This is a genomic window from Bradyrhizobium uaiense (genome assembly GCF_010811875.1).
GTDB lineage: Bacteria > Pseudomonadota > Alphaproteobacteria > Rhizobiales > Xanthobacteraceae > Bradyrhizobium > Bradyrhizobium uaiense.
On the sequence record NZ_VKHP01000264.1, the window covers coordinates 1 to 12,111 of the forward strand.

Below are 12,111 nucleotides of genomic sequence, written 5' to 3' on the forward strand. Positions count from 1 at the left end.
CGATTGAGGAATATTCATTTCTTCCGAGATTCGGCGGCCGTGATCGCGTCGGTTGCGGTGATGGGGCAGTCTCAATTCTCCAGCGGAGCAAGCGGCACCCCTCTCCCTGACCCTCCCCCGCAAGGGGCGGTATCCGTGAGACACACCGCGACGATCAACGCGTGAGGTGAGCACACGGATCAGGCTCCCTCCCCCCTTGCGGGGGAGGGTTGGGGAGAGGGGTGGCCCCGGTTGTTGGCCGAACGATTGGCGTTGCTCTCTCAACCCAATTGCCGTTGTGCGCTCTCGCCCCCGCTACTTCGCCTTGCCGAGCTCCATCAGAATCCGCGTCATCAGATAGAGCCGCGGCACGATCGAATTGGTGTCGATATATTCGTCGCGGGCGTGATAGCCCCAGCCGGCGAGGCCGAAGCTCTCGACCACGATCGCCTTGCCGCTGCGCCCGGCGAACCCGGCATCGGTCGCGCCGCCGGTCATCTCAGCGATATCCAGCGTGCGCTCGAGCTCGGCATAGATCGCCTGTCCTTGCTTCGCGAGTGCGCGGCCGCGATCGTTGGCCACGAAGGGCGGACGGCCTGCGACGACTGCCACGGTCACTTCGGTGTCGGGGATCAGTTTGTTCTTCACCTTCTCGTCGAGTGCCGCTTGCAGCTTTTGCACGCCGTCCGGAATGGTGAGGCGGATGTCGGCGCCGGCGCTGGCTTGATCGGGGATCTGGTTGCGCACCGTGCCGGCCTTCGCGGTGGTCCAGTTCAGCTGCGTGCCGGGGATGGATTTCGCGACGTCCTGGGTCTGCAGCAATTGATGCGCGAGCTCGAGCAGCGCATTGCGGCCGAGCTGCGGCGCGGCACCGGCATGCGAGGCCTTGCCCTTCACGTCCATCGCGCCGGTCGCGGTGCCGCTGGCGCCGAGCAGCAGGCTATCGTTCTTGGCCACCGGCGGCGCCACCGTCGGCTCGCAGGACAGCACCACGTCGTGCTGATCGGCAAGCTCGGAGATGATCTCGCCGGAGCCGATCGAGCCGACCTCTTCATCCGGATTGAACGAAACGGTGAGTTTCGCATAGTCGCGCCATCCCGCGTCGTTCAGGATCTTGAGCGAATGCAGGATGACGGCGATGCCGCCCTTGTCGTCGGCGATGCCGGGTCCGTAGATCCTGTTGCCGTCGACCTTGTAGGGCTGGGTGTCGAGGATGCCGTGCTCATAGACGGTGTCCATGTGTGCGATCAGCATCAGCTTCTTGCTGCCGGTGCCCTCGAAGGTGCCGATCACCATGTCGGCGCCGGCGCCGTGCGTGGTCTTGCGCCGCTCGGTCTTGGCGCCGAGCGCCTTCAGCCGCGCTTCGGTGTAGTCGGCCATCTTCTTCAGGCCCTCGACATCGCCGGAGCCCGACTCGATCAGCACCATGTCGTGCAGGCTCTCGATCACGGCCGCCTGGGCCTGCTCGGCGGCCGCGCGCAGCTTTTCATCCGCGGCGGCAAAGGCGGAGGACGAGGCGAGGGTGAGCAGGCCGGCCGACGCGAGCAATTTGACGGATAGCTTCATGAATGTCCTCCCTGCATGAGCGCAGGGAGGAGCCTAGCATCGCAACTTTGCTGCGTCAGGTGCGATCGAGCACCTCGACATCGAGTGCCTCGATCGCTGCGGGCTCGGCGGTCGCATCGATTGCCGCGATCCTGTCGCCCGCAATCGTGACCCGCAGCACCACACGCAGCGCGCCGCCGAGGATGACGGCGACGCCGATCTCGCCGTCGACCAGCGCCGTTTTCGCCGCCTGCGCGCGTCCCTTGAAGCTTTCGGCGACTGCTGCGGCGCCGCGGATCACCGGCAGCGAGCCGAGCCGCTGCGCGGCCTGATCGGCGCGCACCACGACGTCGGGCGCCAGCACCGCAAGCAGCCCTTCGAAATCGCCGTTGCGGGATGCGGCAAGGAAGGCCTCGACGATGCCGCGCTGGCGGCCGAGATCGGGATCCGGTGCGGGCGGCGCGCCCTGCACGCGGCGTCTGGCACGGCTGGCGAGTTGCCGCGCGGCGGCCGGCGTGCGCCCGACGATCGGCGCGATTTCCTCGAACGGCACCGCGAACATGTCGTGCAGCACGAATGCCAGCCGCTCGGCCGGCGCCAGCGTCTCCAGCACCACGAGCAGCGCCGCGCCGACCGAATCCGCCATCTCGGCCTCGCGCTCGGAGGGATTGTCCGCGATCGGCTCCGGCACGTGCGGGCCCATCGGCTCCTCGCGGCGCGATTTGCGCGAGCGGAGTATGTCGAGGCAGATCCGCGCGATCACCGTGGTCAGCCATCCCCCGAGATTGTCGACCGCAGCGGCATCGGTGCGGCCAAGCCGCAGCCAGGCCTCCTGCACGGCATCGTCGACCTCGGCGGTCGAGCCCAGCATGCGATAGGCCACCGCCCGCAGGCGCGGCCGGTTGGCCTGGAACTGCTCGGTGAGAGAATTCTTCTCGTCCATCGGTCACATTCCCTTTGTCCGCTCCGTCATGGCCTTGACGAACGAAAGTCGGCCGATGTGACAGCAGATCGGCACGGCGGCGTCAAAAAGAAATCAGGAGAGTGACATGATGAAAGCCCGCATGAACCACCCGGTGATGGTTGTTCCCGATGCCATGAAGGCGCTGCAGGCGCTCAGCGAGAGCACCAGGAAGGCGCTGCCGGAAAAGCTGCTCGAGCTGGTCCATCTGCGCGCCAGCCAGATCAATGGTTGCAGCGTCTGTGTCGATATGCACCCGAAGCTCGCCCGGCGCGCCGGCGAGACCGACGAGCGGCTGTTCGCCGTCGGCGCCTGGCGCGACGCGCCGTATTTCACCGAAGCCGAACGCGCCGCGCTGGCGCTGACCGAAGCGGTGACCCGGCTCAGCGACCGCGAGGACCCGGTGACGGACGCGGTGTGGGATGACGCCGCCAAGCATTTCGACGAGCAGCAGCTGGCGTCTCTGGTGCTCGGCATCGCGGCGATCAACGTCTGGAACCGGCTGAACGTGGCCGTGCGCCAGCCGGTCGGTGCGTGGAAGGTGTGAGGAGTCCTCTCGCTGCGCAGACGGTGCACCCTCTCCCCTTGTGGGAGAGGGTGGCGCGATAGAGCGCAGCGGCATCGCGCCGGGTGAGGGGTTCTCTCCGCGGAGACAGACCCCTCACCCGGATCGCATCTGTCGATGCGACATAGCTGAAGCTTTGCTTCAGCGTTCTTGAGGACAGCCGCCGCCAGGCGGCCTACGCTCTCCCACAGGGGGAGAGGTGCACCTTTTACGCGGAGAGAAACTCCAGCACGATCTCGCAATAGCGCTGCGGAGCCTGCTCGAACATCGGATGCGTGGTGCCCGGGATCATCTCGGTGCGCGACCCCTTCACATTGGCGGCGAGCGCGTGCAGCACCTTCGGCAGCACGCCCTTGGTGTTGGCGCCGCCGATGAACAGCGTCGGCGTCTTGATCGCCTCCGCGTCGGCCTTCGAGAATGGCGGGCGCTGGTCGCGGGTCTGGCCGATCAGGGCGGTCGCATTGTCGCGCAGCAGTTGCTTTGAGGTCGCCGGAATCCGCTTCCAGGCGCCGGGACCTTCGAGCGCATCCATGAACATCTGCAGGCCGCCGTCGATGTCGCCCTTGGCGATCTCCGCGGCGCATGCCGCGAAGCGTGCTGCCAGCGGCGAGGGGCCCGGCTTGAAATCGGGATCAAGCGTCGCGTCGAGCTCGCCGCCGGGTTCGGCGAGGATCAGCTTGCGCAGCAGGTCCGGCCGCCGTTGCGCGGCACGGAAGCAGATATGGCCGCCGCGGGAATGCCCCATCAGGTCGACCGGCTTGGTATTGAAGGCCTCGATGAAGGCGATCACATCGTCGACATGCTGCGCGATCGAATAGGTGTCGCCGACACCGTCCCAATGCGCCGGGAAGAAATGCCGCAGGCTGACCGCAATCACGCGATGCGATCGCGTCAGCGGGCCGAGCACCGCCGACCAGATCCGGAAGTCGCACAGCGAGCCGTGCACGCAGACCAGCGGAGGCCCTTGACCAATATCGAGATAGGGCATGTCGAAACCGTTGACGTGGAGACTGTGCATTGGGGGCTCGCGGAGGGCGGGAGATGTTGTTGATTCAGCCCAAGTTCCCACGGAATTCGGGTGGATAGCAACATTCTCCAAGCCTAGATTTCAGATCAACAGCAGGCTCACGCGTGAGCTATTGAACGAACATCTGGAGCGAGCCATGACCGGCCAGCATTTTGCAATCTTCGAGACCATGATCGGCGCCTGCGGCGTCGTCTGGGGCGAGCACGGCGTCACCGGCGTGCAGCTGCCGATGGGCACCGAGGAGAAGACCCGCAAGCGGATTGCCCAGCGCAACGGCGACGTCACCGAGGCGGCCCCGCCCGCCGAGGTGCAGCATGCGATCGACGGCATGATTGAGCTGCTCGCCGGCAAGCCGAACGACCTCGCCGACATCGTGCTCGATCTCGACGGCGTCCCGGCATTCAATCGCGGCGTCTACGACATCGCGCGCAAAATCCCGCCCGGGAAAACCGTGACCTATGGCGATATCGCCAAGCAGCTCGGCGGCGTCGAGCTGTCGCGCGATGTCGGCCAGGCGCTCGGCCGCAACCCGTGCCCGATCGTGGTGCCCTGCCACCGGGTATTGGCGGCCGGCAACAAGCCGGGCGGCTTCTCGGCCAATGGTGGCGTCGTGACCAAGCTGAAGATGCTGCAGATCGAAGGCGCGGTGGTGAACCACACCCCGAGCCTGTTTGATTGAGGACGTGGTCTTCTTATCCTCCCCTGGAGGGGGAGGGTGAAGCGAGCAAGCTCCTACTTCACCGTCTCGCACACAAACCCATTGCCCTTCCGCCTGATCTTGCCGACCGTCGGCGAGGGGAAATGCGCGGGGCAGCACAGCGTATCGGTGTCGCAATAGCGCTCCAGGAAGCTGCGGCGCGTTTTTGCCGCCAGCGTCGGGTCGACGTCGAACTTCGGCGACAGCTCCGGATAATGCGTCTGGATCGGCGAATGCATCAAATCGCCGGCAAACACCGCGTCATCCTTGCCGCGGCCGAAGGTGAAGGCGACATGGCCCGGGGTGTGGCCGGGTGTCGGCAGGATGCGCATATGATCGCCGATCGCAAAATCGTTGCCGACCAGTTCGGCCCGCTTGGCTTCCACCACCGGCAGCACGCTGTCGACGAACGGCGGGATCTCTGCCTTGGCATTGGTCTCGGTCCAGTAGTCGAACTCGCTCTTGTCGAACACGTAGCGCGCGTTCGGGAAGGTCGGCACCCAGCGGCCGTTCTCGAGCCGCGTGTTCCAGCCGACATGGTCGACATGCAGATGCGTGCACATCACATAGTCGATGTCACCGACCGAAAAGCCGGCTGATGCAAGGCCACGCAGATAATTGTCGTCGGTCTTCATGTTCCAGCTCGGCCGCCCCGGCCGCGGCTTGTCATTGCCGATGCAGCTGTCGATCAGAATGGTGTGGTGCGGCGTCTTCACGATGTAGGACTGGAACGCCAGGATCAGTGTGTCGCTGTCGTCGAGCGCACCGGCCGCTTTCATCCAGGCGCGGTTCTCGGCGAGCACCTCCGGTGTTAGTCCGGGCAGCATGTCGTGCGCGGGCAGGAACAGCCCTTCCTCTTCGACGATGCGATGAATGGTGAGATCGCCGGCGGCAAATTTCAGGCTCATGGTGATTCCTTCGATAAAGTCGGTGCGCGGCGCGCACGGCGGGACTGATGATGTTGGCGAGGATATCCATCGCCGCAAGGGCTTCGTTCGGCCGGCCGTACCAGGCTGCCGTCGTCATCATCACAAGGTCGAGATCGGGAATCGTCGGCGCGAGTGCAAGGCTCGCGCCGGGACGTGAGCGGCGAGGAGACGTGCGCGCATCGTCAATCTCCCCGCGCCTTGCTTTGCTACGCCGCGGGCGGCGCCGAGATCTTCACCGACGGCCGCTCCAGCATTTTCTGGTAGAAGGCGTCGAGCTTCGGATAGGCCTTGCGCCATCCGCAATCGGCGAAGCGGAAATCGGCATAGCCGAGCACGCAAACGAGGCCGATCTGCGCAATGTCGAACGACGAGCCGTTCAGCACGTCCGGCCGGTTCTCGAACCGCGCCATGCCGGCCCAGGCCCTGTTCCAGTGATCGTCATACCAGGCCTGCCACAGCGAACCTTGCGGCCGCACCATCTTCTCGTAGCGGCACAGCAGCATGGAGTCGAGCATGCCGTTGAGAAGCGAATGATCAGTCTTCAGCTGCCAGCGCCGCGGGCCATAGTCCGGGATCAGCCGGCCGCCGCCGATCTCGTTGAGATATTCGACGATGACGTAGGAATCCAGGATCACGTCGCCATGGTCGAGGATCAGCACCGGCAGTTTCTTCAGCGGCGAGATCTTGGAATATTCGTCGTTGGCGGTACCGGGCGCAACGGTCGCCGGAACGAACTCGATCTTGTCGATCAGGCCGAGCTCGATCGCCGCGATGCGCACCTTGCGGGCGAACGGGGAGGCGGGAGAGAAGGTGAGTTTCATGAATGCACCTCTGAGAATGCGCGGGATACGTCTTGGACCTCCGTCATTGCGAGCGTAGCGAAGCAGCCCATTGCTTCCGAACACGCGGAAAGATGGATTGCTTCGTCGCTATCGCTCCTCGCAATGACGGTGGTTGCGCTAGCCGAGCCTCACGCCGCGACGATTTCCTGGCGCTGCTCGCCGAGGCCCTCGATGCCGAGCGTCACGACGTCGCCGACATTGAGGAAGGTCGGCGGCTTCATGCCGAGACCGACGCCGGGCGGGGTGCCGGTGGTGATGATGTCACCGGGCAGCAGCGTCATGAACTGCGAGACGTAGGAGATGCACTTCGCCATCGTGAAGATCATGGTCTTGGTCGAGCCGGTCTGGCGGCGCTGGCCGTTGACGTCGAGCCACATCGACAGGTTCTGCACGTCGGCGATTTCGTCCCTGGTGACGAGCCACGGGCCGACCGGACCGAACGTGTCGTGCGACTTGCCCTTGGTCCACTGTCCGAGGCGCTCGGTCTGGAAGTTGCGCTCGGAGACGTCGTTGCAGACGCAATAACCGGCGACGTGGTTGAGCGCGTCGGCTTCCGAGACGTACTTGGCGCGGGTGCCGATGATCGCGGCGATCTCGACTTCCCAGTCGAGCTTGGTCGAGCCGCGCGGCTTCTCGACCGCATCGTTCGGGCCGGACAGCGAGGTATTCGCCTTCATGAAGATGATCGGTTCAGTCGGGATCGCGGCGCCGGTTTCCTTGGCATGGTCGGAATAGTTCAGGCCGATCGCGACGAACTTCGAGATGCCGGTGACCGGGGCGCCGAAGCGCGGCTTGCCGGAGACGGCGGGCAGGGAGGCGGGATCGAGGGCCGCAAGCTTCTTCAGCTGTTCCGGCGAATAGGCGTCGCCCGTCAGGTCCTTCAGATGCGCCGAGAGGTCGCGGAGCTGGCCGGATTTATCGATCAGGCCGGGCTTTTCCGCACCCTTTTCGCCATAACGAACAAGCTTCATGTTGATCACTCCCTACGGTGTCTTGAGGATTGTTACTGGTATACCTCGACACGCTTCATGGAACAGCGCGGGCGGAAATTCAACCGCCATGAGGGCGCTGCATTGCTGCCAAGCCTTATTTCAAGGCCGGTTCGGGCCGATCATCCCAAAGCGACGAACCTGAACGCGTCGCCGTCGCGCTTGATGTGGCCAGCATTGAAATGCCCGCCGATCACCAGCGTCGGCGTATCGGCAAAGCGCGAAAACAATTCGCGCCGCGTCGCGGCCGATTGCTTCTGGTCGGAATCCGCAGTCGACGACCAGTCGAGATGATACATCTGGCAGGGATGATGCGCGACGTCGCCGGTCAGCAGCCCTTCCTCGCCAGCGGACTTGATGTGGATGCTCATATGGCCGGGGCTGTGACCCGGCGTCGGGATCAGCGTGATCTCCTCGGTCAGGCGGTGATCGCTCGGCACCAGCTCGGCCTTGCCGGCATCCGCGATCGGCTTCACCGAGTCGGCGAACACGGCGGCATGCGCGCTATCGTCGCTGTGGTCGCGCCAGTGCTCGTATTCAGTCCTGCCGAATACGTAATGCGCGTTGGCGAAGGTCGGCACCCATTTGCCGCCGGCGAGTTTCGTGTTCCAGCCGACATGATCGACATGCAGATGCGTGCACAGCACGGTGTCGATGCTGTCAGGGGCAAATCCGGCCGCGGTCAGTTTTTCCAGGAACGGATCGCTGCGGTTGTTCCAGGTCGGCGCGTTGCGGCCCTGCTTGTCGTTGCCGAGCCCGGTGTCGACGATGATGCGGTGCTCTGGCGTTTCCACCAGCAGCGAATGGATCGACATTTTCAGCCGGCCGTCTTCATTGGCGAAATGCGGGATCAGCCAGGGCAGGCTCTGGATCTCTTCCCGGCCGGCCAGCGGCAGGATGAAGCGCGTACTGCCGACGGTCTCGAGCTCGACGACTTTGGTGATCTTGACCTTGCCGATCGTCCATTGCATGCGGCGTGCCTCTCTGTCTCTTGTTATCGGGAGCAGTCGACGATCACGGTGCCGATCTTGTCGCCCTTCTCGACCGCGAGATGGGCGTCGGCGGTCTCGGCCAGGGCGAATTGTCCGGCGATGTTGTGCACGCGCGTGCCTGATTGCAGCCACTTCGTGATGTCGGCCTGCGCGGCCGCGAGCAGCGGCGGCGGCAGTGCGAACAGCACCAGCGAGCGCACCGTGATGCACTTCTCCATCAATTCGCGCACCGGCAGTGTCGGCGTGCGGTTGCCGTTGGTGGCATAGACCGCGATCGTCGAGTTCATCGCCATGAGCTTCAGCGTGGTTGCGAGGTTGCCGCCGAAATCGACATCGATCACACGGTCGACGCCGCGGTTCTCGGTGAAGGCCATCACCTTGGATACGACGTCCTCGGTCCGGTAGTTGACGACGGTGTCGGCGCCGGCGAGCCGCGCCTCGACGTCCTTGACCTCTGAGCTCACCGTCGCGATCACGCGCGCGCCGCCCCATTTGGCGAGTTGCACGGCGTAATGGCCGACCGCACCGGCGCCGCCGGTGACAAGCACCGTTTGCCCCGCGACCGGGCCGTCGGCAAACAGCGCGCACCATGCCGTCATGCAGGGAATGCCGAGCGTGGCTCCAGCCGCGAACGAGACGTCCTGCGGCAGCGGCGTCACCAGATAATCGGCAAGCGTGATGTATTCGGCCGCGGTGCCGAAGGCGCGGCCGTTGCGCTGGCCGTTGAACAGCCAGACGCGGTCGCCGACCGCAAAGCGGGTGACGCCTTCACCGACCTGGTCGATGATACCCGCGCCGTCGCTGTTCGGGATCACCCGTGGAAATTCCATCGCGCGATAGTTGCCGCTGCGGCGGCCGACATCGGCCGGATTGACGCCGGAGGCCTCGAGGCGAACCCGGACTTCGCCGGGCGCAGCCTCGGGCGTCGGCATCTCGCCGACGGTGAGCACCGTCGGCGCCGCGCCGGTTCGTTCGTACCAAACGGCTTTCATCTAGCGCCCCTTTCCGAAGTTCGTGAACTCGTCCAGCGACCTCGTGCGCGAACTTCGGAAAGCAAGAGGGCGCTAGAAGACTCATGATTCTCTAGTGCCGCTTCACCGATTTGAAGCTCCCAATCGGCCTCGCCGCATACAGTGCAGGAGCTTCAAATCGGCGGCACTAGAGCGTGCCCGGGAAAGCACCGCCATCGAGCAGGATGTTCTGCCCGGTGATGAAGCCGGCCTTGTCGCCGCACAGGAACGCGCAGGCATAGCCGAACTCGTCGGGACGACCGAAGCGGCCGGCGGGATTGAGCTTTGCACGCTCGGTCAGGACCTGGTCGGCCGAGATGCCGCGCTTTTCAGCCTCAGGCTTGGCGGTGCCGCGCAGGCGGTCGGTGTCGAACGGGCCCGGCAGCAGGCCGTTGATGGTGACGTTGTTGATCACGGTCTTGCGTGACAGGCCGGCGACGAAGCCGGTGAGGCCGGCGCGGGCGCCGTTGGACAGGCCGAGAATTTCGATCGGCGCCTTCACCGCGGCCGAGGTGATGTTGACGATGCGGCCGAACTTGCGCGCCATCATGCCGTCGACGGTCGCCTTGATCAGCTCGATCGGCGTCAGCATGTTGGCGTCGATCGCCTTGATCCAGTCGTCGCGGGTCCAGTTGCGGAAATCGCCGGGCGGCGGGCCGCCGGCATTGTTGATCAGGATGTCCGGATCGGGGCAGGCCTTGAGCACGGCTTCGCGCCCTGCCGGGGTCGTGATGTCACCGACGATCTCGGTGACGGTGATGCCGGGATGGCCTTTACGGATCTCGTCGGCGGTCTGCTTCAGCGCCTCGGCGCCGCGCGCCGTCAGCGTGACATGCACACCCTCGTTGGCGAGCGCGATCGCGCAGGCGCGGCCCAGTCCCTTGCTCGATGCGCAGACGATGGCGCGGCGGCCTTTGATTCCAAGATCCACGAGTTCACTCCCTGTGATGTCGGATAGGTTTGTAAAGGTTCGATGGCGGCAGTCTAGCCAAGCTCGGCGGCGCCGGTAAGGGACGTGCAATGCATAAGTGCATGCCGGGTCGGAACAGGCGGGTGAGCCCGATCGGCTAGATTCGCTGCTCGCGCCGCAATCGCTCGATCGCCATGGTGGCTTCGGGCGGCAACGACCGGAATCCGGCTTGTCCAGCCGCGGAGAATAACGGCCGCAATTGCGATCCGTTGAGGAATTGCGGCTGCCTGGCCAGCGGCACCAGCTGATCGAACACCAGCACCAGCGTGGTCACGACGAGGCCGACCCGGATGGCGCCGAGCAGCGCACCGCCGAGGCGGTCGCCGATCCCGATCTCCGAGCCGATGGTGTCGTCGAGCATCGTCCGTGCCATTTTTCCGAGGATGACGCCGATCAAAAGGAAGAGCGCGAACAGCAGCACCCCGTTGGGCGGAAACGGAGAGGACGGCAGCGTCGCGATGTGGGGCCCGATCATCGCCAGCACTGCGACCGCGAGCGGCATGGCAACGAGATAGGCTAGGATGGTGACCGCGCTGCGCAACAGGCCGGTCGTGAAACCGGTCGCGACCGCGAACAGCAACCCGATGGTCACGGCAAGGTCGAAGAGGTTCATGGAAGCAGGTCCTGCCCAATCTCCTGCGGTGCCCCGGTTGATCAAACCTGCTTACATCAGGGACAATTGTAGCTATCAATCGTCCGCTTCAATCCGGGAACCTGTCGATGTCCGACCTATTCGATGTCAGTAAAGAAATCATCCTCATTACCGGCGCCTCGCAAGGGCTCGGGCGGCAATTCGCCCGTGTGCTGGCGGCGCATGGCGCTGCGGTGGTGCTGGCAGCGCGCCAGACCGCGAAGCTGAAAAGCCTCGCGGACGAGATCAAGGCCAAGGGCGGCCGCGCCGCCGCGGTGCAGATGGACGTCGCGGATATTTCCGGCATTGCGAAAGCGCTCGACGCCGCAGAAGCCGCGCTCGGTCCGGTCTCGGTCCTGATCAACAATGCCGGCATCGCGATCGAGAAGTTGTCGACCGAGCAGACCGAGGCGGATTGGGATGCGGTGGTCAACGCCAATCTGAAGGGCGCCTACTTCCTTGCGACCGAATTGGCGCGGCGCATGATCCTGCGCAAGCAGCCGGGCAACATCGTCAATGTCGCCTCGGTGCTCGGGCAGGGCGTGCTGAAAGCGGTTTCGCCTTATGCGATCTCCAAGGCCGGCATGATCCAGGGCACCAAGGCGATGGCGCTGGAGCTCGCCGGCAACAACATCCGCGTCAACGCGCTGGCACCGGGCTATATCGACACCGAGATGAACCATGATTTCTGGTCGACGCCGGCGGGCGAGCGCCTTGCAAAGCGGATTCCGCAGCGTCGCGTCGGCGCCGAATCCGATCTCGATGGCGCGATCATGCTGCTCGCCTCCAACGCCTCGCGCTACATGACCGGTACCGTGGTGACGGTGGATGGCGGGTTCCTGTTGAACTAGCACTACTTTGGCAGATTGTCGATTTTGCTGTGCTTTATAGGATTCCCGAATCAATATTTCAATGATTCATGGGTGGTCGGCTCTTGGAGGGCTGACCATGGCGGGATGGGAAGACGAGCTCGA

13 protein-coding genes are annotated in these 12,111 nt (G+C 64.7%); 3 read left to right on the forward strand and 10 right to left on the reverse strand.

The features are described 5' to 3' along the window. Positions 1-294 precede the first annotated feature (294 nt). Positions 295-1,545, reverse strand: coding sequence for a M20/M25/M40 family metallo-hydrolase (locus FNJ47_RS39050; RefSeq protein ID WP_163161194.1), 1,251 nt, complete (start codon positions 1,543-1,545; stop codon positions 295-297). Between the two features lie 55 nt (positions 1,546-1,600). Further along, positions 1,601-2,467, reverse strand: a complete 867-nt coding sequence (locus FNJ47_RS39055) for a sigma-70 family RNA polymerase sigma factor (protein ID WP_163161196.1) — start codon at positions 2,465-2,467, stop codon at positions 1,601-1,603. A gap of 109 nt (positions 2,468-2,576) precedes the next feature. On the opposite strand from FNJ47_RS39055, the gene FNJ47_RS39060 reads away from it, so the two are divergent. Further along, positions 2,577-3,032 (forward strand): carboxymuconolactone decarboxylase family protein, encoded by a 456-nt coding sequence (locus FNJ47_RS39060; RefSeq protein WP_163161217.1) that lies wholly within the window; start codon positions 2,577-2,579, stop codon positions 3,030-3,032. A gap of 226 nt (positions 3,033-3,258) precedes the next feature. On the opposite strand, the gene FNJ47_RS39065 is transcribed toward FNJ47_RS39060, so the two are convergent. Beyond that, positions 3,259-4,068 carry an alpha/beta fold hydrolase gene (locus FNJ47_RS39065; RefSeq protein ID WP_163161198.1) on the reverse strand — a complete coding sequence of 270 codons (810 nt, stop codon included), beginning with the start codon at positions 4,066-4,068 and terminating at the stop codon, positions 3,259-3,261. A 145-nt stretch (positions 4,069-4,213) separates the two neighbouring features. On the opposite strand from FNJ47_RS39065, the gene FNJ47_RS39070 reads away from it, so the two are divergent. Beyond that, positions 4,214-4,756 carry a methylated-DNA--[protein]-cysteine S-methyltransferase gene (locus FNJ47_RS39070; RefSeq protein WP_163161200.1) on the forward strand — a complete coding sequence of 181 codons (543 nt, stop codon included), beginning with the start codon at positions 4,214-4,216 and terminating at the stop codon, positions 4,754-4,756. A 53-nt stretch (positions 4,757-4,809) separates the two neighbouring features. Here the strand turns inward: FNJ47_RS39070 and FNJ47_RS39075 are convergent, their stop codons facing one another. From FNJ47_RS39075 to FNJ47_RS39105, 7 genes are all read right to left on the reverse strand, one after another. Continuing rightward, a complete protein-coding gene (locus FNJ47_RS39075; protein WP_163161202.1) occupies positions 4,810-5,682 on the reverse strand; it encodes an MBL fold metallo-hydrolase in 873 nt (290 codons plus the stop codon). Between the two features lie 227 nt (positions 5,683-5,909). Then, positions 5,910-6,524, reverse strand: a complete 615-nt coding sequence (locus FNJ47_RS39080; RefSeq protein ID WP_163161204.1) for a glutathione S-transferase family protein — start codon at positions 6,522-6,524, stop codon at positions 5,910-5,912. A gap of 149 nt (positions 6,525-6,673) precedes the next feature. Continuing rightward, positions 6,674-7,516 (reverse strand): fumarylacetoacetate hydrolase family protein, encoded by an 843-nt coding sequence (locus FNJ47_RS39085; RefSeq protein WP_163161206.1) that lies wholly within the window; start codon positions 7,514-7,516, stop codon positions 6,674-6,676. 140 nt (positions 7,517-7,656) lie between these two features. Continuing rightward, positions 7,657-8,505, reverse strand: a complete 849-nt coding sequence (locus tag FNJ47_RS39090) for an MBL fold metallo-hydrolase (RefSeq protein ID WP_163161208.1) — start codon at positions 8,503-8,505, stop codon at positions 7,657-7,659. A 23-nt stretch (positions 8,506-8,528) separates the two neighbouring features. Beyond that, positions 8,529-9,518 carry an NADPH:quinone reductase gene (locus tag FNJ47_RS39095; protein WP_163161210.1) on the reverse strand — a complete coding sequence of 330 codons (990 nt, stop codon included), beginning with the start codon at positions 9,516-9,518 and terminating at the stop codon, positions 8,529-8,531. Between the two features lie 166 nt (positions 9,519-9,684). After that, on the reverse strand, positions 9,685-10,467 hold the full coding sequence (locus tag FNJ47_RS39100) for an SDR family oxidoreductase (RefSeq protein WP_163161212.1): 783 nt from the start codon (positions 10,465-10,467) through the stop codon (positions 9,685-9,687). 136 nt (positions 10,468-10,603) lie between these two features. After that, the gene (locus FNJ47_RS39105) at positions 10,604-11,119 is read right to left on the reverse strand and encodes a CvpA family protein (RefSeq protein WP_163161214.1); all 516 of its coding nucleotides are present in this window, start codon (positions 11,117-11,119) and stop codon (positions 10,604-10,606) included. Positions 11,120-11,226: 107 nt separating this feature from the next. On the opposite strand from FNJ47_RS39105, the gene FNJ47_RS39110 reads away from it, so the two are divergent. Next, positions 11,227-11,988, forward strand: a complete 762-nt coding sequence (locus tag FNJ47_RS39110) for an SDR family NAD(P)-dependent oxidoreductase (RefSeq protein WP_163161215.1) — start codon at positions 11,227-11,229, stop codon at positions 11,986-11,988. Positions 11,989-12,111: the final 123 nt, after the last annotated feature.